Source organism: Burkholderia sp. HMSC10F09, from assembly GCF_001806955.1.
Lineage (GTDB): Bacteria > Pseudomonadota > Gammaproteobacteria > Burkholderiales > Burkholderiaceae > Burkholderia > Burkholderia multivorans.
In genome coordinates this window covers 2833-26887 of record NZ_KV786775.1, presented here as the reverse complement: position 1 = coordinate 26887, position 24055 = coordinate 2833, and the positions used below count along the sequence as shown (strand labels likewise).

General features: G+C 66.5%; 27 protein-coding genes. 8 read left to right on the top strand and 19 right to left on the bottom strand.

Features of this window, described 5'->3' with window-relative positions:
* The first annotated feature begins 83 nt into the window (after nucleotides 1-83).
* The 3 genes from HMPREF3115_RS18070 (at nucleotide 84) to HMPREF3115_RS18060 (ending at nucleotide 2661) form a co-directional block, all read left to right on the top strand.
* Nucleotides 84-1343 carry a M48 family metallopeptidase gene (locus tag HMPREF3115_RS18070; protein ID WP_070555500.1) on the top strand — a complete coding sequence of 420 codons (1260 nt, stop codon included), beginning with the start codon at nucleotides 84-86 and terminating at the stop codon, nucleotides 1341-1343.
* Nucleotides 1340-2281 (top strand): ribosome small subunit-dependent GTPase A, encoded by a 942-nt coding sequence (rsgA, locus tag HMPREF3115_RS18065; protein WP_006400695.1) that lies wholly within the window; start codon nucleotides 1340-1342, stop codon nucleotides 2279-2281. The genes HMPREF3115_RS18070 and rsgA overlap by 4 nt, the downstream gene beginning before the upstream one ends.
* A gap of 62 nt (nucleotides 2282-2343) precedes the next feature.
* A complete protein-coding gene (locus HMPREF3115_RS18060; protein WP_006400696.1) occupies nucleotides 2344-2661 on the top strand; it encodes a putative signal transducing protein in 318 nt (105 codons plus the stop codon).
* Nucleotides 2662-2733: 72 nt separating this feature from the next.
* Here the strand turns inward: HMPREF3115_RS18060 and HMPREF3115_RS18055 are convergent, their stop codons facing one another.
* From HMPREF3115_RS18055 to rpsP, 6 genes are all read right to left on the bottom strand, one after another.
* Nucleotides 2734-3672: a CobD/CbiB family protein gene (locus HMPREF3115_RS18055; protein WP_006400697.1), complete on the bottom strand. Its 939-nt coding sequence runs from the start codon at nucleotides 3670-3672 to the stop codon at nucleotides 2734-2736.
* 120 nt (nucleotides 3673-3792) lie between these two features.
* Nucleotides 3793-4479 (bottom strand): CoA pyrophosphatase, encoded by a 687-nt coding sequence (locus tag HMPREF3115_RS18050; protein WP_006400698.1) that lies wholly within the window; start codon nucleotides 4477-4479, stop codon nucleotides 3793-3795.
* An 87-nt stretch (nucleotides 4480-4566) separates the two neighbouring features.
* Complete coding sequence (gene rplS, locus HMPREF3115_RS18045) at nucleotides 4567-4959, bottom strand: 50S ribosomal protein L19 (RefSeq protein ID WP_006400699.1); 393 nt, start codon at nucleotides 4957-4959, stop codon at nucleotides 4567-4569.
* Between the two features lie 133 nt (nucleotides 4960-5092).
* Nucleotides 5093-5887, bottom strand: a complete 795-nt coding sequence (gene trmD, locus HMPREF3115_RS18040) for a tRNA (guanosine(37)-N1)-methyltransferase TrmD (RefSeq protein WP_006400700.1) — start codon at nucleotides 5885-5887, stop codon at nucleotides 5093-5095.
* Between the two features lies 1 nt (nucleotide 5888).
* On the bottom strand, nucleotides 5889-6560 hold the full coding sequence (gene rimM / locus HMPREF3115_RS18035; RefSeq protein WP_006406230.1) for a ribosome maturation factor RimM: 672 nt from the start codon (nucleotides 6558-6560) through the stop codon (nucleotides 5889-5891).
* A 42-nt stretch (nucleotides 6561-6602) separates the two neighbouring features.
* A complete protein-coding gene (rpsP, locus tag HMPREF3115_RS18030) occupies nucleotides 6603-6857 on the bottom strand; it encodes a 30S ribosomal protein S16 (RefSeq protein WP_006400702.1) in 255 nt (84 codons plus the stop codon).
* A gap of 155 nt (nucleotides 6858-7012) precedes the next feature.
* Between rpsP and HMPREF3115_RS18025 the strand changes: the two genes are divergently transcribed.
* A complete protein-coding gene (locus HMPREF3115_RS18025; RefSeq protein WP_070555498.1) occupies nucleotides 7013-8152 on the top strand; it encodes a PQQ-dependent sugar dehydrogenase in 1140 nt (379 codons plus the stop codon).
* Between the two features lie 109 nt (nucleotides 8153-8261).
* Nucleotides 8262-8729 (top strand): NINE protein, encoded by a 468-nt coding sequence (locus tag HMPREF3115_RS18020; protein ID WP_006400704.1) that lies wholly within the window; start codon nucleotides 8262-8264, stop codon nucleotides 8727-8729.
* Nucleotides 8730-8766: 37 nt separating this feature from the next.
* Here the strand turns inward: HMPREF3115_RS18020 and HMPREF3115_RS18015 are convergent, their stop codons facing one another.
* Both HMPREF3115_RS18015 and HMPREF3115_RS18010 read right to left on the bottom strand, forming a co-directional pair.
* A complete protein-coding gene (locus HMPREF3115_RS18015) occupies nucleotides 8767-9945 on the bottom strand; it encodes a PA0069 family radical SAM protein (protein ID WP_070555495.1) in 1179 nt (392 codons plus the stop codon).
* A gap of 88 nt (nucleotides 9946-10033) precedes the next feature.
* Nucleotides 10034-10522, bottom strand: coding sequence for a winged helix-turn-helix transcriptional regulator (locus HMPREF3115_RS18010; RefSeq protein WP_006400706.1), 489 nt, complete (start codon nucleotides 10520-10522; stop codon nucleotides 10034-10036).
* Nucleotides 10523-10667: 145 nt separating this feature from the next.
* Between HMPREF3115_RS18010 and HMPREF3115_RS18005 the strand changes: the two genes are divergently transcribed.
* Nucleotides 10668-11954 carry a D-amino acid dehydrogenase gene (locus HMPREF3115_RS18005; RefSeq protein WP_070555492.1) on the top strand — a complete coding sequence of 429 codons (1287 nt, stop codon included), beginning with the start codon at nucleotides 10668-10670 and terminating at the stop codon, nucleotides 11952-11954.
* A gap of 203 nt (nucleotides 11955-12157) precedes the next feature.
* On the opposite strand, the gene HMPREF3115_RS18000 is transcribed toward HMPREF3115_RS18005, so the two are convergent.
* From HMPREF3115_RS18000 to HMPREF3115_RS17980, 5 genes are all read right to left on the bottom strand, one after another.
* Nucleotides 12158-13093, bottom strand: coding sequence for an electron transfer flavoprotein subunit alpha/FixB family protein (locus HMPREF3115_RS18000; RefSeq protein ID WP_070555490.1), 936 nt, complete (start codon nucleotides 13091-13093; stop codon nucleotides 12158-12160).
* 15 nt (nucleotides 13094-13108) lie between these two features.
* The gene (locus HMPREF3115_RS17995) at nucleotides 13109-13858 is read right to left on the bottom strand and encodes an electron transfer flavoprotein subunit beta/FixA family protein (RefSeq protein ID WP_012213833.1); all 750 of its coding nucleotides are present in this window, start codon (nucleotides 13856-13858) and stop codon (nucleotides 13109-13111) included.
* Between the two features lie 228 nt (nucleotides 13859-14086).
* On the bottom strand, nucleotides 14087-14884 hold the full coding sequence (locus tag HMPREF3115_RS17990) for a MetQ/NlpA family ABC transporter substrate-binding protein (protein WP_006411864.1): 798 nt from the start codon (nucleotides 14882-14884) through the stop codon (nucleotides 14087-14089).
* A gap of 28 nt (nucleotides 14885-14912) precedes the next feature.
* Nucleotides 14913-15566: a methionine ABC transporter permease gene (locus HMPREF3115_RS17985; RefSeq protein ID WP_006400712.1), complete on the bottom strand. Its 654-nt coding sequence runs from the start codon at nucleotides 15564-15566 to the stop codon at nucleotides 14913-14915.
* On the bottom strand, nucleotides 15556-16590 hold the full coding sequence (locus tag HMPREF3115_RS17980) for a methionine ABC transporter ATP-binding protein (RefSeq protein ID WP_006414351.1): 1035 nt from the start codon (nucleotides 16588-16590) through the stop codon (nucleotides 15556-15558). The genes HMPREF3115_RS17985 and HMPREF3115_RS17980 overlap by 11 nt, the downstream gene beginning before the upstream one ends.
* A 217-nt stretch (nucleotides 16591-16807) precedes the next feature.
* Here HMPREF3115_RS17980 and HMPREF3115_RS17975 point away from each other — a divergent pair, with 217 nt between their 5' ends.
* Nucleotides 16808-17716 (top strand): alpha/beta hydrolase, encoded by a 909-nt coding sequence (locus HMPREF3115_RS17975; RefSeq protein WP_006406236.1) that lies wholly within the window; start codon nucleotides 16808-16810, stop codon nucleotides 17714-17716.
* A 15-nt stretch (nucleotides 17717-17731) separates the two neighbouring features.
* On the opposite strand, the gene HMPREF3115_RS17970 is transcribed toward HMPREF3115_RS17975, so the two are convergent.
* Complete coding sequence (locus HMPREF3115_RS17970; RefSeq protein ID WP_006400715.1) at nucleotides 17732-18655, bottom strand: histone deacetylase family protein; 924 nt, start codon at nucleotides 18653-18655, stop codon at nucleotides 17732-17734.
* A gap of 43 nt (nucleotides 18656-18698) precedes the next feature.
* Here HMPREF3115_RS17970 and mltB point away from each other — a divergent pair, with 43 nt between their 5' ends.
* Nucleotides 18699-20042, top strand: coding sequence for a lytic murein transglycosylase B (gene mltB, locus HMPREF3115_RS17965; RefSeq protein WP_080596201.1), 1344 nt, complete (start codon nucleotides 18699-18701; stop codon nucleotides 20040-20042).
* An 81-nt stretch (nucleotides 20043-20123) separates the two neighbouring features.
* Here the strand turns inward: mltB and cysM are convergent, their stop codons facing one another.
* The 5 genes from cysM to HMPREF3115_RS32530 all read right to left on the bottom strand — a co-directional run.
* A complete protein-coding gene (gene cysM / locus HMPREF3115_RS17960; RefSeq protein ID WP_006413203.1) occupies nucleotides 20124-21026 on the bottom strand; it encodes a cysteine synthase CysM in 903 nt (300 codons plus the stop codon).
* Between the two features lie 208 nt (nucleotides 21027-21234).
* A complete protein-coding gene (locus HMPREF3115_RS17955) occupies nucleotides 21235-21591 on the bottom strand; it encodes a ComEA family DNA-binding protein (protein WP_006400718.1) in 357 nt (118 codons plus the stop codon).
* A 75-nt stretch (nucleotides 21592-21666) separates the two neighbouring features.
* Nucleotides 21667-22659, bottom strand: a complete 993-nt coding sequence (gene rfaD / locus HMPREF3115_RS17950; RefSeq protein WP_006400719.1) for an ADP-glyceromanno-heptose 6-epimerase — start codon at nucleotides 22657-22659, stop codon at nucleotides 21667-21669.
* Between the two features lie 48 nt (nucleotides 22660-22707).
* Entirely contained in the window at nucleotides 22708-23658 is a 951-nt protein-coding gene (rfaE1, locus tag HMPREF3115_RS17945) for a D-glycero-beta-D-manno-heptose-7-phosphate kinase (protein WP_006406239.1), read from the bottom strand.
* Between the two features lie 7 nt (nucleotides 23659-23665).
* The coding region (locus tag HMPREF3115_RS32530; protein ID WP_305367011.1) for a UDP binding domain-containing protein at nucleotides 23666-24055 on the bottom strand (390 nt) is incomplete at its 5' end.

Here is a 24055-nt window from a genome sequence, read left to right as displayed (position 1 = left end):
GCCGTCCGGACGGCCGGCCTCGCCTCTGCGGGCGCCGTCCGCAAGAACATATAATTCTCGCATAGAACCCTTTGGCGCCTTCGATGTCACCCTTTTCGTTCACCCTGCTGTTCGCGTGCGCCGTGCTCGCGATGGTCGTCACCAAACTGTGGCTCGCGTCGCGGCAAATCCGCTTCGTCGCCGCGCATCGCGATCGCGTGCCCGCGCAGTTCGCCGCCAAGGTGCCGCTCGGCGCGCACCAGCGCGCGGCCGACTATACGGTCGAGCGCACGCGCCTGACGATGCTCGAGATCGTCGTCAGCGCGGGCGTGCTGGTCGCGCTCACGCTGCTCGGCGGCGTCGGCGCGCTCGACACGCTGCTGCACGGCTGGTTCGGGCGCGGCTACGGCCAGCAGGTCGCGCTCGTCGCCGTCGTGCTCGCGATCACCGGCGCGATCGACGTGCCGTTCGAGTATTACCGCCAGTTCGGGATCGAGCAGCGCTTCGGCTTCAACCGGATGACGAAGCGGCTGTTCTTCACCGACATGCTGAAGAACACGCTGCTCGGCGCCGTACTCGGGCTGCCGCTGCTGTTCGTCGTGCTCTGGCTGATGAACCAGGCCGGCAGCCTGTGGTGGCTGTGGGCGTGGCTCGTCTGGGTCGCGTTCCAGATGCTCGTGCTGCTGATCTATCCGACCTTCATCGCGCCGCTCTTCAACAAGTTCGAGCCGCTGACCGACGAAGCGCTGCGTGCGCGGATCGAATCGCTGATGAAGCGCTGCGGTTTCGCCGCGAAAGGCCTGTTCGTGATGGACGGCAGCCGCCGCTCCGCGCACGGCAACGCCTACTTCACGGGCTTCGGCGCATCGAAGCGGATCGTGTTCTTCGATACGCTGTTGGCGCGGCTGTCCGGCCAGGAAATCGAGGCGGTGCTCGCGCACGAACTCGGCCATTTCAAGCGGCGCCATGTGATGAAGCGCATGCTCGTGTCGTTCGTGCTGAGCCTTGCGCTGCTCGCGCTGCTCGGCTGGCTCGCGCAGCGCACGTGGTTTTACACAGGGCTCGGCGTGATCCCGTCGCTCGATTCGAGCAATGCAGGCGTCGCGCTCGTGCTGTTCTTCCTCGCGATTCCCGTGTTCCTGTTCTTCGCGACGCCGTTCGGCAGCCTCACGTCGCGCAAGCACGAGTTCGAAGCCGACGCGTTCGCGGCCAGCCAGACCGACGCGCAGGACCTCGTCAGCGCGCTCGTGAAGCTGTACGAGGACAACGCGTCGACGCTGACGCCCGACCCCGTCTACACGGCCTTCTACTACTCGCATCCGCCCGCGTCGCAGCGGATCGACCGTCTGCTGCAGCAAGCATGAGCCGGCCGACCTCCCGCAAGCCGGCCGCGCGCGCATCGGGCGCCGAACGTGTCGAAGGCCGCGTGATCGCGGCGCACGGCCGCCACTACATCGTCGCGCCCGACGACGGCGGCCCGATGCTCCAGTGCTTTCCGCGCGGCAAGAAGAGCGACGTCGCGGTCGGCGATCGCGTCGTCTACGAACGCACGTCGGCCGATCAGGGCGTGATCGTCGAGATCGGCGAGCGGCGCAACCTGCTGTATCGGTCCGATCAGTTCAAGTCGAAGCTGTTCGCCGCGAACCTCGACCAGTTGCTGATCGTGCTCGCGACCGAACCGTACTTCAGCGAGGATCTGCTCGGGCGCGCGCTGATCGCGGCCGAGGCCAACGAGCTCAAGCCGATCGTCGTGCTGAACAAGATCGACGTCGAGGCCGCGCTGCCCGTCGCGCGCGAGCGGCTCGCACCGTACCGCGCGCTCGGCTATGAGGTGCTCGAGCTGTCGGTGAAAGGCGCGCCGGACGACGCGCGCGCACAACTGATGCCGCATCTGGCCGGCCGTTCGACGATCCTGCTCGGTCAGTCGGGGATGGGCAAATCGACGCTCGTCAATCTGCTCGTGCCGGAAGCCGAAGCCGCGACGCGCGAAATCTCCGCTGCGCTGAACAGCGGTCGCCACACGACGACGTTCACGCGCCTCTATCCGCTGCCGGGCGGCGGCGCGCTGATCGATTCGCCCGGTTTCCAGGAGTTCGGCCTCTACCATCTGACCGAAGGCCGACTCGAACGCGCGTTTCCGGAATTCCGTCCGCTGCTCGCACACTGCCGTTTCTATAATTGCCATCATCTGCACGAGCCGGGCTGCGCGATCCTCGAAGCCGTCGCCGACGGTCGCATCGCGCCATCACGGCATGCGCTGTACGCGCAGCTCGTTCACGAGGCGAGCCAGGTCGTGCGTTGACGGCATCACGCCGACCGCATGCGGCCGGCGCGCTACCCTTTCTCGCCATCCGAGGAGCCGCGATGCGTTTCAAGGCGCCCGATCTCGCCACCGCACAGCACTGGGCGAACGTCCTCGAGGCGGCCGGGATCGGCTGCGAGCTGCACAACCGCTATGCGACCGGCGCACTCGGCGGCATTCCGGTCGACGCGTGCGCGCCCGAGCTATGGCTCGACGACGAACGCGACGACGCGCTCGCGCGCCGGCTGCTCGACGCCGCGTCGCGCGGCCCGGCGGCCGGCGCGGCGCCATGGCGATGCAGGCAGTGCGGCGAGGCGCTCGAAGCGCAGTTCACCGCGTGCTGGCATTGCGGCACCGTGCGCGATCCGCGCGACGACTGATCGGCATCACGGCAAAAGCACAAAGGCCGGCATCCAGCCGGCCTTTCGCACATGCACGACGCGACGAACGCGTCACGATACCCATACCGCGAGCGTCAGCATCAGCAGCAGAATCATCCACAGGATCACCGCGCGCCATACGAGGCCGACGGCCGATTGCAGCGTGCGCGGCGTGCAATCGTCGCCGACCGACAGCGGACCGCTGTCGCCGACCGCCAGCGCATCGAGGCTCGACGGCTCGGCGAGCGGCCCCGCGAGCCGCGCGCCGAGCGCGCCGCTGCCCGCCGCGAGCAGCACGCCGTCGTTCGGATCGGGCCACTGGCGCGTATGGTTGCGCCAGGCGTAGATCGCATCCTCGAAGTTGCCGACGATCGCGAAACCGAGTGCGGTGAGCCGCGACGGAATCCAGTCGATCACGAAGAACGCGCGCTGCGCGAACGTCGAAAATGCGACCGTGCGGTCCTCGCCGGGCGTCGCCCAGCTGCGCGCGAGATATTCGGAGATCCGGTACAGCACCGCGCCGGCCGGGCCGATCGGCAGCACGTACCAGAAGAACACGCCGAACACGTGACGATGCGACGCGACGACCGCATGGATCAGCGTATGACGGACGATTTCGCCGACCGGCATGTCGACGGTATCGATGCCCGTCCACTCGTGCAGGATTTCGCGCGCGCGCGGCACGTCGTCGTTGTTGAGCGCGAGGTGGATGTCGGTGAAGTAGTGGCTGAACTGTCGGAAGCCGAGCGTGAAATACACGACGGCGACGTTCCACAGGAACGCGAGCACGAAGCTCACCTTGTACAGCAGGAAGTAGATCAGTGCGACGACCAGCACCCACGGCAGCACGACCGCGAGCCACGCGAGGATGCCGTGCTTCTGCTTGCCGGCGTCGAGCCCATGCGCAACGGTTTCCGCGTGAAACTGGAACAGCGCGAACACCGGATTGCTCGGCGACAACGCGCGGACCTGTTCGATGATGAGGGCGAGAAGAACCGAGAAGAAAGTCATGCGTGGCGCCGTCTTCGGAGTTATGTCATTTTTGGCGTAACGATAGCACAGCGTAAGCCACGGATGGCTTCTGGCGCCGCCGCAGCGCGCGCGGCCGCACGCGCGACGCGGCGCGCCGTGTCAGCCGGCGGCCAAGAAGCGATACAGATTGCGCAACATGCCCGCAGTTGCGCCCCAGATGAAGTAATGGCCGCCCGCCTCGCCGTTCGGATAAGGCATCGCAAAAAAACGACGTTCTCCGCCGTCCCAGCGGAACACGCGCACTTGGTGATTGGCGGGATTCATCAGAAACGCGAGCGGCACCTCGAAGATCTCGGCGACTTCGAACGTGTCGGCCTGCACGGTGAACGGCGGATGCACGAGGCCGACCACCGGCGTGACGCAGAAGCCGGTGCCCGTCAGGTAGTCGGGCAGCGCGCCGAGGATCTCGACGCGCTCATGCGCGAGCCCGATCTCCTCCTTCGCCTCGCGCAGCGCGGTGGCCGTCGCATCGCGATCGTACGGCTCGCGGCGACCGCCGGGGAAGCTGATTTGGCCGGCGTGGTCGTTCAGGTGATCGGCGCGCTGCGTCAGCAGCACGGTCAGGCCCGTGTCGCGCGCGACGAGCGGCACGAGCACCGCGGCGCTGCGCGGATCGACGCCTTCCTGCAGCCGCGCCTCGACGGGCTCGACGCTCCATTCGAGCGTACGGGCAAAGCGCTCGCGCAGGCCGGCCGGCGTCAGCAGCGGCGGCTGAATCGGCGGCAGGCCAGCGCCGGTACCTTCGACGGGCAATACTTCGGGATCGATGATCGGACGGCGATTCAATGGCGCTCTCGAGTTCGTGTCGTATCGAGCATATTGTCGCGCCAGAATGAAAAAAGCACCCGGGTGGGTGCTTTTTCCTTACAGCTCTTACTCTTGGGATGCTGCTGCAGCGCGATCCTTCGACACCAGCTTTTCCTTGATTCGAGCCGACTTGCCCGAACGCTCGCGCAGGTAGTACAGCTTCGCACGACGCACGTCGCCGCGGCGCTTCACGACGATGCTCGCCAGCAGCGGCGAGTACGTCTGGAACGTACGCTCGACGCCTTCGCCCGACGAAATCTTGCGGACGATGAACGACGAGTTCAGACCACGGTTGCGCTTCGCGATCACGACGCCTTCGTAAGCCTGAACGCGCTTGCGGTTACCTTCAACCACGTTCACGTTCACGATCACCGTGTCGCCCGGGGCGAATTCGGGGATCGTCTTGCCTGCGAGCGCGCGCTCGATTTCTTCCTGCTCAAGTTTTGCGATCAGATTCATCACTGACTCCTAAAGCCATCGTGTCGGCGTTTGCGCCCGCCTGCTTCCAGGCCTGGCCCCGATAGAGGATGGATTCACATCAGGCACCGCACACGCATGTACGGCACCGCCATTTCCCGCCCGCGATGCCGCCTCAGGAGGCGTCCTTCGCTTCGCGTGCGAGGTTCGCAAGCCATGCCTCGTCGGCACGGCTCAGCAACTTCTCGCGGCGCGCCCGGACGATCAGGTCCGGCCGCTTCCGCCATGTGTTTCTCAATGCTTCCTGGCGCCGCCACCGCTCGATTTCGGCATGATGCCCGCCGAGCAGCACGTCCGGCACGCGCATGCCCTCGTACTCCTCGGGACGCGTGTAGTGCGGACAATCGAGCAGGCCGTCGACGAAGCTGTCCTGCACGGCCGACTGCGCATCGTTGAGCACGCCCGGCAGCAGTCGCACGACTGCGTCCATCATCGCCATCGCCGGCAGTTCGCCGCCCGACAGCACGAAATCGCCGAGACTGATTTCCTCGTCGACGCAGCGGTCGAGCAGCCGTTGATCGATCGCCTCGTAACGGCCACACAGCACGACGACGCCGGGCTCCTGCGCCATTCGCGTCACACGTTCGTGCGTGAGCGGCGCGCCCTGCGGCGACATCATCACGACACGCGTGCTCGCGATGCCCTGCTCCGCCTGCGCAGCCTTCGCGGCGCCGATCGCGGCCTCGAGCGGCCTGGCCAGCATCACCATGCCCGGACCGCCGCCGTACGGACGATCGTCGACCGTGCGGTAGTTGTCCGTCGTGAAATCACGCGGGTTCCAGGTACGCAGCCCGAAGCGCCCCTGCTTCACGGCCCGGCTGGTGATACCCCAGTCGGTCAGCGCGCGGAACATTTCGGGAAAGAGCGTGACGACATCGAACTGCACCGCGCGCTCCGTGACCTGGTTCATTTCAGTAATCGGCTTCCCAGTCGACGACGATGCGACGCGCCGCCTGGTCTACCGTTTTGACATACACGCCGACGAACGGGATCAGCCGCTCGGCAGCCGCCGGGCGGCCATCCTTGCCGACCGACGGATACTCGACACGCATGATCGAATGCGCGCCGTTGTCGATCATCCCGACCACCTTGCCGAGCGTCGCCGACTGCTCGTTGACGACGTCGAGGCCGATCAGGTCGACCCAATAGAATTCGTCCGCGGCCAATGCCGGGAAATCTTCCCGGCGCACGAACACACGAAAGCCGCGCAGAGCCAGCGCGGCATCGCGGTCGCCTACGCCCGCAGGTTGCGCGACGACCGTGTCGCCGTGCGTCTTGGACTGCACGATACGCGCGGAAAACCGCTGCGTACCCTTTTCCAGCCACCAGCGACGCGCGCTGAGCAGCGCATCGCCACCGCGGCCGGCGTCGGCATGAGTCGCTACCTTGACCCAGCCCTTCAGGCCGTACGCGTCGACTACCGCGCCGACCTCGACCGCATCGTCGGGAAGCGCCTGCACCGCGTCGAGGCCGCCCTGTTCGGCAGCCGCGCCTGCGGGCGCACCGCGCTCGACCGGCTTGCGGACGAATGCGCCGAACGACGCCCGCCCGCGCCTTGCATTACCGGAATCGTGATCCGACATCAATACACCTCACAGCCGGCACGACCGGCACACCGCGCCATGTCAGGCAGCCGGCTGCGCCTTTTGCGCTTCCTTCACGAGACGCTGGACGGTCGGCGACAGTTGCGCGCCCACGCCTTGCCAGTACGTCAGACGATCCTGAGCGATACGCAGCGCTTCGCCCTTCGTCGCGACCGGGTTGTAGAAGCCGACGCGCTCGATGAAGCGGCCGTCACGACGGTTGCGCGAATCGGTAGCAACGATGTTGTAGAACGGGCGCTTCTTCGAGCCGCCGCGAGCCAGACGGATGATAACCATATGAAATCCTTCGGGAAAACCGGGTTCGAAACTACTGAAACACGCGATTATAGCCGGAAACCGGAGGTACAACAAACACTTACGCGCAAAAAATCCGCGGACGGCCTGCGGGCGCGGCATACAATCGTCGTGTCAGCGACCGCCCCCGCGCCGCCATGCCGCTCTTTCGCGCCCTTCCGACGTGCCGCACGCCGCGCCGCCTCCCCGCGTTGCTCGCCGCCCTTGCCTGCTTGGTCGCAGCCGCCAGCGCCGCGGCGCGGCTGCCTGTCGATGAACTCGTCGTGCCGCCCGGCTTCCATGTCGAGGTGCTTACCGACGCGGTGCCGAGCGCGCGCGAAATGGCGTGGTCGCCGCGCGGTGTGTTGTACGTCGGCACCCGCGAAGGCCGCGTGCATGCGTTCACGATGCAAGGCGGCCGGATTGGCGCACACTACGTGATCGCGTCCGGGCTCGACATGCCGGTCGGCGTCGCGTACCGCGACGGCACACTCTATATCTCCGCCGTGTCGCGCATTCTACGCATCGACGGCATCGACGACCGGCTCGCGAAGCCGCCCGCGCCGGCCGTGGTCACCGACACGCTGCCCACCCAGCATCATCACGGCTGGAAATTCATTGCGTTCGGTCCCGACGGCAAGCTCTACGTGCCGACCGGCGCGCCGTGCAACGTCTGCCTCGCGGACCGCAACCGCTACGCGATCATCGAGCGGATGAACGCCGACGGCAGCGGCCGCGACGTGTTCGCGCGCGGCATACGCAATACGGTCGGCTTCGCATGGCATCCGGATACGGGCGAGCTCTGGTTTACCGACAACGGGCGGGACCTGATGGGCGACGACGTGCCGGACGACAAGCTGAACCGCGCGCCACGCGCCGGGCTCGACTTCGGCTTCCCCTACTGCCATGGCGGCGATACGCCCGACCCCGAATTCGGCAGCACCGACGTATGCCGCCGCTACGTGCCGCCCGTGCTGAAGCTCGGCGCGCACGTGGCCGCGCTCGGGATGCGCTTCTATACGGGTTCGATGTTTCCGGCGTCGTACCGCAACAACGTCTTCATCGCCGAGCACGGGTCGTGGAACCGCAGCGCGAAGGTCGGCTACCGCATCATGCGCGCGATCGTCTCCGCGGACGGCAGCCACGCTCGGCAGACGCCGTTCGTCAAAGGCTGGCTGCGACCGGACGGCAGCGTTTGGGGCCGCCCCGCCGACGTGCTGCCGCTGCCCGACGGTTCGCTACTCGTCAGCGACGATTACGCAGGCGCGATCTACCGGATCACGTATGCGGCACCTTGACGCAGCGTGCGGATGACCGGCCCCGACCGGGCATCGTAGAATGCGTGCCGGGCCGTGCGCCCGCGCCGGCCTGCCGGCTGCCCATGCCAACGACAATACGCCGCCATCCATGTCCAGCAGCACCGCTTCGTCCCGCCGCTTCCGCTCCAAGACGCTCACCGCCGCCCTCGCCTTCCTGTTCGGTTCGCTCGGCGCCCACCGCTTCTATCTGTACGGCTTTCGCGACGTCTTCGGCTGGGCGCACATACTCGCGACGCTCGTCGGCATCCCCGGCTTCCTGCTGCTCGCGGCGACGCAGCGCAGCGCGACGCTCGGCTGGTGGCTCGCGGTGCCGGGCGCGATCTCGCTGCTGGCCGCGTTCCTCGCCGCGCTCGTCTACGGACTGCGGCCGGACGAGAAATGGGACGCGCAATTCAACGCCGGAACCGGCAAACATAGCCGCTCGGGCTGGACCGTGATCTTCGTCGTGATCTTTTCGCTGCTGATCGGCGCATTCCTGCTGATGACCGCGCTCGCGCTGTCGTTCCAGACGTATTTCGAAGCGCAGGTCGAAGCGGCGAAGCAGATTTCGCAATGAGCGCCGGTGTGCGGGCGCCGACCGCGTCGCACACCGATCAGAACAGGCTCATCTGCACGTCGTCGCGCACCGGCTGGGCGGGCGCCCTGCGCGTAGCGCGCGGCGCGGCCGCCACGCTCGCCGGTGCCGCACGAAACTGCGAGAGATCGAGAATGCCGTGCCGGCGTTCGTTCAGCCCGAGCCGCTTCACCGCCTGCCGAAACCGCTGTCGCAGCAGGTCGGCCCAGATGCCCTCGCCCTTCATCCGCTTCGCGAAATCGGAGTCATAGTCCTTTCCGCCGCGCATGTCGCGCACACGATTCATCACGCGGTCCGCCCGATCGGGAAAATGTGCGGCCAGCCAGCTCTTGAACAGCGGTGCGACCTCCCAGGGCAGCCGCAGAATGATGTAGCTCGCGTGCGTCGCGCCGGCTTCCGCGCACGCTTCGAGCACACGTTCGAGATCGGGCTCGGTGACGAACGGAATCAGCGGTGCGATGCTCACGCCGACCGGCACGCCCGCGTCCCGCAGCGCGCGAATCGTGCGCAGCCGGCGCGCCGGCGTGGCCGCGCGCGGCTCGAGCGTGCGCGCCAGATCCGCATCGAGCGTCGTGATCGTGACCGCGGCCATCACCTGCCCACGTTCGGCCATCGGCGCGAGCAGATCGAGATCGCGCTCGATCAGCGACGATTTCGTGATCGCCGCGAACGGCAGCCCGCGATCGTGCATCACCTCGATCACGCTGCGCGTGATCCGCAAGTCGCGCTCGACCGGCTGGTAGGCATCGGTGTTCACGCCGAGCGCGATGGGCTCGGGCACATAGGACTTGCGCGAAATCTCGCGTTCGAGCAGTTCCGCCGCGTTGATCTTCGCGTAGATGCGGCTCTCGAAGTCCAGCCCCGGCGACAGCCCCAGATAGCTGTGCGTCGGCCGCGCGAAACAGTAAATGCAGCCATGTTCGCAGCCGCGATACGGATTGAGCGACACGCTGAACGGGATGTCGGGCGACTGATTGCGCGTCAGAATGCTCTTCGCGCGCTCCTCGAACACCTGCGTGCGCAACGGCGCGGGCAGATCGGCATCGTCCGACACGTGCGCCCAGCCATCGTCGACGGCCTCGCGCAACGCGCTCTCGTACCGCCCCTGCAGATTGTCGACGGCGCCGCGCCCCTTGCGGGGCACCGGCGGCGCTATCGGAAATTCATTGTCGGACCGATCGTCCATCTGCGCACCCATTCGCCTTCACCCGATACTGGATATTTATACAGTATCGGGTGAAGGCTGCCAAGTGCGCCATAAGGGGTCGGACGGCACCCACGCGCTCTCAGTCGCCAACCGAAATCGTCAGCGTTTCCTTGATCTCTTCCATCACGACGTAGCTCTTCGACTGCACGGCGCCCGGCAGCTGCAGCAGGATGTCGCCGAGCAGTTTCCGGTAGTCGGCCATCTCCCCGATGCGCGCCTTGATCAGATAGTCGAAGTCGCCCGACACGAGGTGGCATTCGAGCACCTCGTCGATCTTCATGACTTCGCGTCGGAACTGCTCGAACATGTTGCCGCCCTTGTGGCCGAGCGTGATCTCGACGAACACCAGCAGCGCCGCGCCGAGCTGCGCGGGATCGACGCGCGCGTGATAGCCCGTGATCACGCCGTCGCGCTCCATGCGGCGCACGCGCTCGATGCACGGCGTGACGGTCAGCCCGACCTGCTCGGCGAGGTCCTTCATCGCCATCCGGCCGTCCTCCTGCAGCAGTTTCAGGATGCGGCGGTCGAGCTTGTCGAGCGTGCGTACTGGCTGGCGTTGCGTTCTCATTGGTTTATGCTGAAAACCTGAAAAATACGATAACAAAACCTACAGATTCGACAATACCATAGCGCAAAAAACTAGATCAGTCAGAGGTTACACGGAGACGCAGGTGCGCCCGGCCTCGAGCTGATTTCTTCGATGTGGAGCAGCTATGCGAGTCGTCATTCTGGGCAGCGGTGTGGTGGGCGTGGCAAGCGCGTATTACCTCGCGCGCGCCGGTCATGAGGTCACGGTGATCGACCGGGAAGCCGGCCCGGCGCTCGAGACGAGCTTCGCGAATGCCGGCCAGATCTCGCCCGGCTATGCGGCGCCGTGGGCCGCGCCCGGCGTGCCGCTGAAGGCCGTCAAGTGGATGTTCGAAAAGCATGCGCCGCTCGCGATCCGGCTCGACGGCACGCGCTTCCAGCTCCAGTGGATGTGGCAGATGCTGCGCAACTGCACGGCCGAGCGCTATGCGGTCAACAAGAGCCGTATGGTGCGCCTTGCCGAGTACAGCCGCGACTGCCTGCAGGCGCTGCGCGCCGACACCGGCATCCAGTACGAGGGCCGCACGGGCGGCACGCTGCAGCTGTTCCGCACGCAGCAGCAACTCGATGGCGCGGCGAAGGACATCGCGGTGCTGCGTGAAGCGAACGTGCCGTTCGAACTGCTCTCGCCGGCCGAGCTGAAGAACGCGGAACCGGCGCTCGCGGCCGTCTCGCACAAGCTCACCGGCGGCCTGCGTCTGCCGGGTGACGAAACGGGCGACTGCCAGCTGTTCACGACGCGCCTCGCGGCGCTGGCCGAATCGCTCGGCGTGAAATTCCGCTACAACACGCCGATCGACGGGCTCGCGATCGCGGGCGGCAAGATCGCGGGCGTGCAGTGCGGCAGCGAGACGGTGCGCGCCGACGCGTACGTGGTCGCGCTCGGCTCGTACTCGACGAATTTCGTCGCGAACCTGATGAAGATCCCGGTCTATCCGCTGAAGGGCTATTCGATCACTGCGCCGATCGTCGATGAAGCGGCCGCGCCGGTGTCGACGGTGCTCGACGAAACCTACAAGATCGCGATCACGCGTTTCGACCAGCGCATCCGCGTCGGCGGCATGGCGGAAATCGTCGGCTTCGACAAGACGCTGCGCCCGGCACGCCGCGAGACGCTCGAAATGTGCGTGAACGATCTGTTCCCCGGCGGCGGCGACACGTCGAAGGCCACGTTCTGGACGGGCCTGCGCCCGATGACGCCGGACGGCACGCCGATCGTCGGCCGCACGCCGGTGTCGAACCTGTTCCTGAACACGGGCCACGGCACGCTCGGCTGGACGATGTCGTGCGGCTCCGGTCAGCTGCTCGCCGATCTGATTTCCGGCAAGAAGCCGGCGATCCAGGCGGACGATCTGTCGGTACATCGCTACCTGAAGGAAGTCGCAGGCCAGACGCGCCCGGCTTACGCATAAGCGGCGACGGCCGCGCGAGCGGCCGGCCGTGCGACGAGAAAGCGCCCCTGCGGGCGCTTTTTTGTTGACGGGACGAGACGCACGGCGCGACGGACATTCGCGCCTCAGTCCCGCCGCTTTCCGCCGAAACGAAAAAGGGGCGCTCGTCGCGCCCCTCGTTTCGCTGCTTGACGCTGCTTATCGCCGCGTCGCGTCACGCCGCATCAGCCAAGCTCGCTGACGAGCTCCGGCACGAGCGTGAACAGATCGCCGACAAGACCGTAGTCGGCCACGCTGAAGATCGGTGCCTCGGGATCCTTGTTGATCGCGACGATCACCTTCGAATCCTTCATGCCGGCCAAATGCTGGATCGCGCCCGAGATGCCGACCGCGATGTACAGCTGCGGCGCGACGATCTTGCCGGTCTGGCCGACCTGATAATCGTTCGGCACGTAGCCGGCATCGACTGCCGCGCGCGATGCGCCCAGTGCGGCCGACAGCTTGTCCGCCAGCGGCTCCAGCACCTTCGTGTAGTTCTCGCCGCTGCCCAGGCCACGACCGCCCGACACGATGATGCTCGCGCTGGTCAGCTCCGGACGGTCCAGCTTCGTCACTTCACGGCTGACGAACTGCGACACGCCTGCATCGGCCGCCGCATCGATCTTCTCGACCGATGCGCTGCCGCCTTCGGCCGCGACCGGATCGAAACCCGTCGCCCGCACCGTGATCACCTTGATCGGGTCGCTCGACTGCACCGTCGCGATCGCGTTGCCGGCGTAGATCGGGCGCTCGAACGTGTCGGCCGAATCGACCGCCGTGATGTCCGATATCTGCGCGACATCGAGCTTCGCGGCGATACGCGGTGCGATGTTCTTGCCGTACGCGGTCGCCGGCGCGAGGATGTGCGAATAGTCCTTCGCGATGTTCAGCGCCGTTGCTTCGACGTTTTCCGCGAGGCCCGCTTCGAGCTGCGGCGCGTCGGCCAGCAGTACCTTCGACACGCCGGCGATCTTCGCTGCCGCATCGGCTGCGCCCTGCGCGTTGTGACCTGCGACCAGCACGTGAATGTCGCCGCCGATCTTTGCCGCCGCCGCCACCGTGTTCAGCGTCGCGGCCTTGATCGACGCGTTGTCGTGTTCTGCAATTACCAGAATCGTCATTTCTTTCCGCTCCCTTTACAGCACCTTGGCTTCGGTCTTCAGCTTCTCGACCAGCGTCTTCACGTCCGGCACCTTCACGCCGGCCGCGCGCTTCGGCGGCTCGACCACCTTCAGCGTCTTCAGACGCGGCGCGACATCCACGCCGAGGTCTTCCGGCTTCACCGTTTCCAGCGGCTTCTTCTTCGCCTTCATGATGTTCGGCAGCGTCACGTAGCGCGGCTCGTTCAGGCGCAGGTCGGTGGTAACCACCGCCGGCAGCGTCAGCGACAGCGTTTCCGCGCCGCCGTCGACTTCGCGTGCCACCGTCGCCTTGCCGTCGGCGATCGTCACCTTCGATGCGAACGTCGCTTGCGGGAGGCCTGCCAGCGCGGCGAGCATCTGGCCGGTCTGGTTCGAATCGTCGTCGATCGCCTGCTTGCCGAGGATCACGAGCTGCGGCTGCTCCTTGTCGACGAGCGCCTTCAGGATCTTCGCGACGGCCAGCGGCTCGACGCCGTCGTTCGACTCGACGAGGATCGCGCGATCCGCACCGATCGCGAGCGCCGTGCGCAGCGTTTCCTGCGCCTGCGCCACACCGACCGACACGGCGACCACTTCGGTCGCGACGCCCGCTTCCTTCAGGCGCACGGCTTCTTCAACGGCGATTTCGTCGAACGGGTTCATCGACATCTTCACGTTCGCGATGTCGACGCCCGTGTTGTCCGACTTCACGCGGACCTTCACGTTGTAATCGACCACTCTTTTCACTGGCACCAGGATTTTCATGCACACGCTCCAAAGTTACGAATACGACCAGAGGCCATTCTATAGCGAGGCCCCATGACTGCGCGGCCAACGGGCCAATCCATCGCGGCTGTCGAGGATAACGCTCCTCCGCGGCGCGCCGGCAATAGCGAACGGTCGTTCTATTTTAAAAGAGAAAAAACCCGGACGCAAAGCCCGGGTTTTCGATCAGCGACTCTAATCACCGTCGGGCACGCGAGACGCAATGCGTCACCAGGCGGCGATCACGGCGCCGCCGAACTTGCCGTCGATGAACTGCTTCACCTCCGGCGAATGATAGGCCGCGACCAGCTTCGCGACCCACGGCTTGTTCCGGTCCGGCTCGCGGATCGCGATGACGTTCGCGTACGGGCCGTTCGGACCCTCGATCGCGATCGCGTCCTGCTTCGGCTTCAGCCCCGCTTCCATCGCATAGTTCGTGTTGATCGCCGCCGCGTCGACGTCGCCGAGCGAACGCGGAATCTGCGCCGCGTCGAGTTCGACGATCTTCAGCTTGCGCGGATTGTCGACGATGTCGAGCGGCGTCGCCTTGAGCCCCGCATCCGCCCGCAGCTTCAGCACGCCCTGCTTCTGCAGCAACAGCAGCGCGCGGCCGCCGTTGGTCGGATCGTTCGGGATCGCGACGCGCGCGCCGGGCTTCAGTTCGGCCAGCGATTTCACGCGCTTCGAATAAATGCCCATCGGGAACGTGACGGTGTCCGCGACCTTGATCAGCTTGTAGCCGCGGTCCTTCACCTGCGCCTGCAGATACGGATCGTGCTGATAGCTGTTCGCGTCGAGATCGCCGGCCGCGAGCGCCGCGTTCGGCTGCACGTAGTCGGCGAATTCGACGATGCGCACGTCGAGTCCGCTCTTCGCCGCGACCTTCTTCACGACCTCCATGATCTGCGCGTGCGGGCCGCCCGTCACGCCTACCTTGATGGTCTCCGCCTGCGCGGCCTGCGCGCCCGCGAACAGCGCGGCTGCGCCGAGCGCCGCCGCGAACTTCAGCATGAAGCGTCGTTGCATCGTCTCCCCCGATGAGAATGAATGTCGCTTACTTGTGGCTCAGGCGCCGGACCAGCCAGTCGCCGAACGACTGCACGATCTGCACGAACACGATCAGGATCGCGACGACCGTCCACATCACTTCCGGCAGATAGCGCTGATAGCCGTAGCGGATGCCCAGATCGCCGAGGCCGCCGCCGCCGATCGCACCTGCCATCGCCGAATAGCCGACCAGCGACACGAACGTGATCGTCAGCCCGGCGACGATGCCCGGCAGCGATTCCGGCAGCAAAACCTTGAAGACGATCTGCGACGTCGTCGCGCCCATCGACTGCGCAGCTTCGATCAGGCCGCGATCGACTTCGCGCAGCGCCGTCTCGACGAGTCGCGCGATGAACGGCGCGGCCGCGAGCGTCAGCGGCACGACCGCCGCGGCCGTGCCGATCGACGAGCCCGTGACGAGCCGCGTAAACGGAATCACCGCCACGAGCAGAATGATGAACGGCGTCGAGCGCACCGCGTTGACGACACCGCCGAGCACGCGATTGACCGCGAGGTTCTGCAGCACGCCCTGCCGGTCGGTCAGATAGAGCAGCACGCCGAGCGGCAGCCCGACGAGCGCGCCGACCGCCCCGGAGATGCCGACCATGATCAGCGTCTCCCAGAACGACTGCACGAACATATCGAACATCTCACTCAACATACGAAAGCTCCTCGACCACCACACCTTGCTCGCGCAGGAACGCGAGCGCCTGTCCGACCTTGCCCGGCTCGCCGCCGGCCAGCACCGCGAGCGAACCGAACGCCTGCCCCTGGATCTCGTCGATCTGGCCGTGCAGGATATTGAAATCGAGTTCGTAGCGGCGGATCGTCTCCGACAGGATCGGCTGGTCGACGCCGGACCCGGTGAACGCGAGGCGCAGCAGATGCCCGCTGCCCGTCTTCAGCCGCTCGGCGACGCGCGCCTTCAGCGCGGGCGGCAACTCCTGCGCGATCACGTCGCCGATCAGCGCGCGCGTGACTTCGTGATGCGGCTGCAGGAACACGTCGATCACGCGCCCCTCTTCGACGACGCGACCCGCATCGAGCACCGCGACGCGATCGCAGACCTGCTTGATCACTTCCATCTGGTGGGTGATCAGCACGATCGTCAGCCCGAGCTCGCGGTTGATCCGTTTGAGCAGGTCGAGAATCGAGCGCGTCGTTTCCGGATCGAGCGCGGAAGTCGCTTCGTCGGACAGCAGCACCTTCGGCTTGCTCGCGAGCGCACGCGCGATTCCGACGCGCTGTTTCTGGCCGCCGCTGATCTGTGCCGGGTAGCGGTCCTTCTGCGCGGACAGCCCGACGAGCTCGAGCAGCGGCAGTACCGCGGCCTCGATTTCGGCGCGGCTTGCGCCCGCGAGCTCGAGCGGCAGCGCGACGTTGTCGAACACGGTGCGCGACGACAGCAGATTGAAGTGCTGGAAGATCATCCCGATCTGGCGACGCGCCTCGCGCAGTTCGCCCGCCGACAGCAGCGTCAGATCGCGGCCCGCGACCGTCACGTTGCCCTCGCTCGGCCGAGTGAGCAGGTTGATGGTGCGCACGAGCGTGCTCTTGCCGGCACCGCTTCGGCCGATGATGCCGAACACTTCGCCCTGCGGAATCGTCAGATTGACGTTGTGCAGCGCTTCGACCCAACCGTTCGGGCCCGGAAAACGCTGCGACAGATTGCGTAATTCGATCATGTAAACAAAACGGCGACCGGCTGGCGAGCAGGCCCGCCAGTCGGCCGCCGATGCATCTGGAATAGCCGGCGATTTTACCGCAAACGTCTCATTCCACTTAATAATCGATTTCGATCTTTTCATAACCGCACGATATTAGAGGAACGCCGCGAGCGCGCCGACGCGGCGGCGCGACTATGATCCCGACACGCCGACGAACCAACGGGAGACACGCGAGATGACGGTGACGACCATGCAGACCGAGGCGTCGGCCGACGCACGCACGGCGCCCGCGCCGCACATCGGGCGGCTGCGCACGGCGGACGGACTCGAACTCGCGTCGTACCGTTGGCCGGCCGACGCCCGCGCTGCGCCGCCGCGCGCGACGGTCGCGCTGTTGCACGGCCTTGCCGAACACGCGGGCCGTTACGCGCCGCTCGCAGCCCGCCTGAACGCGGCCGGCATCGACCTGCTCGCGATCGACCTGCGCGGCCACGGCCGCTCGCCCGGCAAGCGCGCCTGGGTCGCGCGCTTCGACGAATACCTCGACGACGCCGACGCGCTCGTGGACGAAGCCGCGCGCGCGCCGACGCCGCTGTTCCTGATGGGCCACAGCATGGGCGGTGCGATCGCCGCGCTGTACGCGATCGAGCGCGCGCCGGCGCGCGCATGCACGCTGGCCGGCCTCGTGCTGTCCAGCCCCGCGCTCGCGCCGGGCCGCGACGTGCCGCGCTGGATGCTCGCGCTTAGCCGCCTGATCAGTCGAGTCTGGCCGACCTTCCCGGCGATCCGGATCGACGCGGCGCTGCTGTCGCGCGACGCGGACGTGGTCGCCGCGAATCGCGCGGATCCGCTCGTGCATCACGGCCCCGTGCCGGCGCGCACGGGCGCGGAAATCCTCGACGCGATGGCGCGCATCGAGCGCGGCCGCAGCGCGCTGCGCGTTCCGGTGCTCGTCTACCACGGCACCGCGGACAAACTGACCGAACCGGACGGCAGCCGCACGTTCGGCGCGCGCGTCGGCTCGGCCGACCGCACGCTGACGCTATACGAAGGCGGATTTCACGAAACGATGAACGACATCGAGCGCGAGCGCGTGATCGATGCGCTGATCGGCTGGATAGATGCGCGCGTGCCGGCGCGCTGAGTGCGCGCCGGGCCGTCAGATGCCGGCGAGCACGCGCAGATGCGCGACGACGCTGCGGCCGAGCGCGGACAGGTTGTAGCCGCCCTCGAGACAGCTGACGATGCGGCCCTGCGCATGCCGGCGCGCAACGTCGACGATCTGTGCGGTGAGCCACTCGAAATCGGCTTCGACGAGACCGAGATTGCCGATGTCGTCCTCGCGATGCGCATCGAAGCCCGCGGATACGAACAGCATCTGCGGCTTGAACGCGTCGAGACGCGGCAGCCAGAACATGTCGACCGCCTCGCGGATCGCCATGCCGTTGCTGCGCGCGGGCATCGGCAGGTTCACCATGTTCGGCGCCTGATGATCGACGCCCGAGAACGGATACAGCGGATGCTGGAAGAAGCTGCACATCAGCACGCGCGGGTCGTTCGCGAATGCGGCCTCGGTGCCGTTGCCGTGATGCACGTCGAAATCGACGATCGCGACGCGCTCGAGGCCGTGCACGTCGAGCGCGTGCCGCGCCGCGACCGCGACGTTGTTGAAGAAGCAGAAGCCCATCGCGCGCGCAGGCTCGGCATGATGGCCCGGCGGACGCACGCTGCAGAACGCGTTCGCGTAGCGGCCCTCGATCACCGCGTCGGTCGCCGCGACCGCGGCGCCGGCCGCGCGCAGTGCGGCGCGCCACGTGTCGCGGTTCATCAGCGTATCGGGGTCGATTTCGACGTAGCCGTCGACGGGCGTCAACCCGCGCAGATAGTCGATGTGCGCCTGCGTATGCACGCGGCCGAGCGCGACTTCGCTCGCGAACGGCGCCGTTTCGTGCACGATCAGATCGTCGATGCGGCTCGCGATCAGCTGATCCTGGATCGCCGACAGCCGGGCCGGGCATTCCGGATGCCACTGCCCCATCTCGTGCAGCATGCAGTCGGGGTGCGTATAGAAGGCGGTTGCCATAACGTGTCATCTGCAGCGCTGGATGCGCCGCAGGTCTCCTTCAATGATGTCCATCGTCTGCCGCGAATTCGCCGCTAACTTACCACATCGCGCGTCCGCTTCGCGTCGGCGCGCGGGATGCGTCGGGTATACTGCGCCGAACACAATCGCCCTGTCCGAGCGCTTCGACATGAATTTCAGCAAGCCTGCCGCCCTTCTCTCCGCGCTGTTCCGCGCTCGCCTTCCGCTCGTCGTCGCTGCCGTCGCCGCATTGTGCGCGGCGCCCGCCGGCGCACAGACGGCGTCCGCGAAATCCGGCCTGCGCGTCGCGCAGGCGCAGCCGCAACAGCCGGCGCAGCCGGGCCAGACTTTCGAAGAAGAGATCGTTCCGCAGCGCTACGCGAACAATCCGAAGATCGATGCGTTCATCGACGACATGGCGAGCCGCAACGGTTTCGACGCCGCGAGCCTGCATGCGCTGTTCTCGCGCGTCAGCTACTCGGCGACGGCCGTCAAGCTCGTGCGGCCCGCACCGACGCCGACCGTGAAGAACTGGCGCGTCTATCGTTCGCGCTTCATCGAGCCGATCCGCATCAACGCGGGCGTGAAGTTCTGGAAGGCGAACCAGGCGACGTTGCAGCGCGCCTCGCAGGAGTTCGGCGTGCCGCCGGAAGTGATCGTCGGCATCATCGGCGTCGAAACGATCTACGGCCGCTACATGGGCAACTTCCGCGTGCTCGATGCGCTGACGACGCTGGCGTTCGACTATCCGGACACGCCGAACCGCGACAGCCGTCAGGCGACGTTCCGCAAGAACCTCGAGGATTTCCTCGTGTGGACGCGCGACAGCCAGCTCGACCCGACGACCGTGCTCGGTTCGTACACGGGCGCGATCGGCATTCCGCAGTTCCTGCCGAGCAGCATCCGCGACTATGCGGTCGACTACGACGGCACCGGTCGCGTCGATCTGCGCAGCAGCGCGGCCGATGCGATCGGCAGCGTTGCGAACTATCTGAAGCAGCACGGCTGGGAAACCGACCGTCCCGTGGTGTGGCAGATCACGCCCGATACGGGCAGCCTCGGCATCGCGCAGGCGGCCGCCGACGGTCAGCCCGAACCGCACTGGGCGCTGTCGCAACTGCTGCGCGCCGGCATGACGCTGAACGAACCGACGGTCAACATCACGACGGAAGCCGGCACGCCCGTTACGGTCGTGGACTTGCCCTCGCCGGGCAGTGCGACCGAATACATGCTCGGCCTCAAGAACTTCTACGTGCTGACGCGTTACAACCGCAGCTTCTTCTATGCGCTCGCCGTGTATCAGCTCGGCGAAGCGGTGAAGGCGCAGATGGAAGCGAGCGGCGCACTGCCGCCGAGCGATGCGGACTCGCAGTCGACGTCGCAGTAATCCTGCCCGCCATCAAGAAAAACGCCGCTGCATGCGGCGTTTTTTTGTTGTTGAAGCGCGGCCCGTGCGAGGCGCGCAGCGTCACGCCGGAAACACGCCGGTAGACAGATAGCGGTCGCCGCGATCGCAGATGATGAAGACGATCGTCGCGTTCTCGACCTGACGCGCGATGCGCATCGCGACTTCGCATGCGCCGCCCGACGAAATGCCGGCAAAAATGCCTTCGACCGACGCGAGCCGGCGCGCCATCGTCTCGGCTGCGGCCTGGCTCACGTTCTCGACGCGATCGACGCGGCTGCGATCGAAAATCGTCGGCATATAGGCTTCCGGCCACTTGCGAATGCCCGGAATGCGCGAGCCGTCTTCCGGCTGCGCACCGATGATCTCGATCGCCGGATTCTGTTCCTTCAGATAGCGCGACGTGCCCATGATCGTGCCCGTCGTGCCCATCGCGGACACGAAGTGCGTGACGCGCCCTTCGGTGTCGCGCCAGATCTCCGGGCCGGTGCCTTCGTAGTGTGCGATCGGATTGTCGGGATTGCCGAATTGATCGAGGATCACGCCCTTGCCTTCGCGCTGCATCTGCTCCGCGAGATCGCGCGCCAGTTCCATCCCGCCCTTCACCGGCGTCAGGATGATCTCTGCGCCGTACGCGGCCATGCTCTGCCGACGCTCGACGGACAGATCCTCGGGCATGATCAGCACCATCTTGTAGCCGCGGATCGCGGCGGCCATCGCGAGCGCGATGCCGGTGTTGCCGCTCGTCGCTTCGATCAGCGTATCGCCCGGCTTGATGCGGCCGCGTGCCTCGGCCTTGCTGATCATCGACAGTGCCGGGCGATCCTTCACGGACCCGGCCGGATTGTTGCCCTCCAGCTTCGCGAGAATCACGTTGTTGCGCGCGCGAATCTCGTCGTCCGGCAGGCGGACCAGTTGCACGAGCGGCGTGTTGCCGATCGTGTCTTCGATAGTTTTGTAAGCCATGGAGATACCGTGAGTGCGAGGCCGATCAATCGGTCGATTGTAAACCACCGCCCGTCGCCGCGCCCGCAACCCACATTGCAACGATGGAATACGCGACGTGCCGCGCAACGTGCGCCCGTCAGCGCATCCACGCAAAAAACCCGCGGCATGCCGCGGGAAGCCGTCGCAACGACGGCGACTGAAGGAGCCTGTCGTTTCGTCCGGCGCGTTACTTCTGTGCCGTGCGCGTGGGTGCGCCTGCGGGTTTTGCGGCGGCGGGCGATGCGGCCTTGCCGGCCGCAGGCGAACCAGCCGCGCTTGGGCCGGCCGCACCAACGGTCAATCCCTCCTTCTGGAGGCGCTCGACCGTGTGCCCGCCCATCCCTTTCACGCGCGACGCGAGATCGGCGGCATCCTTGAACGGACCGCGCGCGCCGCGCTCGTCGAGAATCGCCTTCGCGCGCGCAGGACCGATGCCCTTGATTCCCATCAGCGCGTCTTCGTTCGCGCTATTGACGTCGACGGCAGCCCACGCGGAAGCGAATGCGCCGAACAGCGCCGCCGCTGCAAACCACTTTCTGATCATGTCCTGGATCTCCCGATGAAAAGCGGCCGGCGGCTGCCGACCGTGAGACCCAGTCTAGCGATGCAACGCTCGGGCTTAAACCTGGCCGGACAGCCAACGAACGTAGCGGTCGACGCCTTCCTGCACGGTCAGGAACGGCGCATCGTAGCCGGCCGCACGCAGCTTCGTCTGGTCGGCCTGCGTGAAGCACTGGTACTTGCCGCGCAGCGCGTCCGGGAACGGCACGTATTCGATCAGCCCCTGCTCGACCTGCTGCGCGAGCGTCAGCGGCGGCAGATTGTCGAGTGCGCGCAGCGTGTTCACGACCGTCGATGCGATGTCGTTGAACGGTTGCGCGCGGCCGGTGCCGAGGTTGAAGATGCCCGATTTCTCCGGATGATCGAAGAAGAACAGGTTCACCTTGGCGACGTCCTCGACCGACACGAAATCGCGCGTCTGCTCGCCCGCCGCATAGCCGTTGTACTCGCCGAACAGCTTCACCTTGCCTTCCGCGCGGAACTGGTTGAAGTTGTGGAACGCGACTGACGCCATGCGGCCCTTGTGCGTTTCGCGCGGGCCGTACACGTTGAAATAGCGGAAGCCGGCGATCTGGCTCTTCGCATTCGGCAGCACGCGGCGCACGACCTGGTCGAACAGGAACTTCGAATAGCCGTACACGTTCAGCGGCGCCTCGACGCTGCGCTCTTCGACGAATCGCGTGGAGCCGCCGTAGATCGCCGCCGATGACGCATACAGGAACTGCGCGCCCTGCGCGAGGCACGCGTCGAGCACGGCGCGGCTGTAGCGGAAGTTGTTGTCCATCATGTAGCGGCCGTCGGTTTCCATCGTGTCCGAACAGGCGCCTTCGTGGAACACCGCACGCACCTTGCCGAAATCGCCGCGCGCGAAGCGCTCGACGAATTCGGTCTTGTCGAGATAGTCGTCGATCTCGCAATCGACGAGATTCTTGAACTTGTCGGCGCGCGTCAGGTTGTCGACCGCGATGATGCGCGTCTCGCCGCGCTCGTTGAGCGCCTTGACGATGTTCGCGCCGATAAAACCGGCCGCGCCGGTGACGATGAGAGTCATGATCGTCCTGCCTGGAAAAGGAAGCGGTTCGCGCGTGGCGCGACTCGCTTAGTGAAACAGTTCGTCGTAGTCGACCGTGGCGGTGCCGAGCTTGCCGACCACGATGCCGGCCGCGCGATTCGCGAGCACCACCGCATCGACGAGCGGCACGCCGGCGCCGAGCATGGTCGCGACCGTCGCGATCACCGTGTCGCCCGCGCCCGACACGTCGAACACCTCGCGTGCGAGCGCCGGCGCGTGCAACTCGCCGGTCGCGGAAAAGAGCGTCATCCCCTCTTCCGAACGCGTGAGCAGCAGCGCATCGATGTCGAGCTCCGCGCGCAGCTTCGCAACACGCGCGCGCAGATCGTCTTCCGATTTCCACTGACCGACGACCTCGCGCAACTCCGCGCGGTTCGGCGTGATCAGCGATGCGCCGCGATAACGCGCCCAGTCGTCGCCCTTCGGATCGACGAGTACCGGCTTGCCGGCCGCGCGCGCCTTCTCGATCATCGTCGTCACGTGCGTGAGACCGCCCTTTGCGTAGTCGGACATCAGCACGACGTCGTGCTGCGGCAGCAGCGTGTCGAAGCGCGCGAGGCCCGCGAGCAGCACTTCGTGCGTCGGCGTCGATTCGAAGTCCACACGCAGCAGCTGCTGCTGGCGTGCGAGCACGCGCAGCTTGATCGTCGTCGGCAGCGCCGGATCGCGCTCGAGATGCGGCGTCACGCCGCTATGGCCGAGCAGCTCGACGATCCGCTCGCCGGGCTCGTCGCAGCCGACCACGCAGAGCAGGCCCGCCTGGCCGCCGAGCGTCACCGCATTGCGCGCGACGTTCGCCGCGCCGCCGAGCCGCTCCTCGTGACGCTGCACGTGCACGACGGGCACCGGCGCCTCCGGCGAAATGCGGTCGACGTTGCCGAACCAATAGCGGTCGAGCATCACGTCGCCGACGACGAGCACGCGCGATCGAGCAATCTGGTCGCGCGGAACCGGAACGACTTCGCGAAGCGTGGTCATCGTGCGTTCATCCATGGGAGTGGGCCTGCGGGTCGAGATGGGGGCGCCCGATCGCGTAGTAATCGATGCCGAGCTCGGCCATTGCGTCGGGCTCGTACAGGTTGCGCCCGTCGAAAATCACCGGTGCCTTCAGTTCGGCCTTCAGGCGCGTGAAATCCGGACTCTTGAATTCCTTCCATTCGGTGACGATCACGAGCGCGTCCGCGCCGATGACTGCCGCGTCCTGCGTGTCGACGAACTGCAGCCGCGCGAGCGCGTCCGAGCCTTCGCCGAGATCGAGCGCGAACACGCGCCGCGCCTCGTCGAGCGCGACCGGATCGTAGGCGCGCACGGTCGCGCCGCGCGCGAGCAGCGCCGCGATCAGACGGCGGCTCGGCGCCTCGCGCATGTCGTCGGT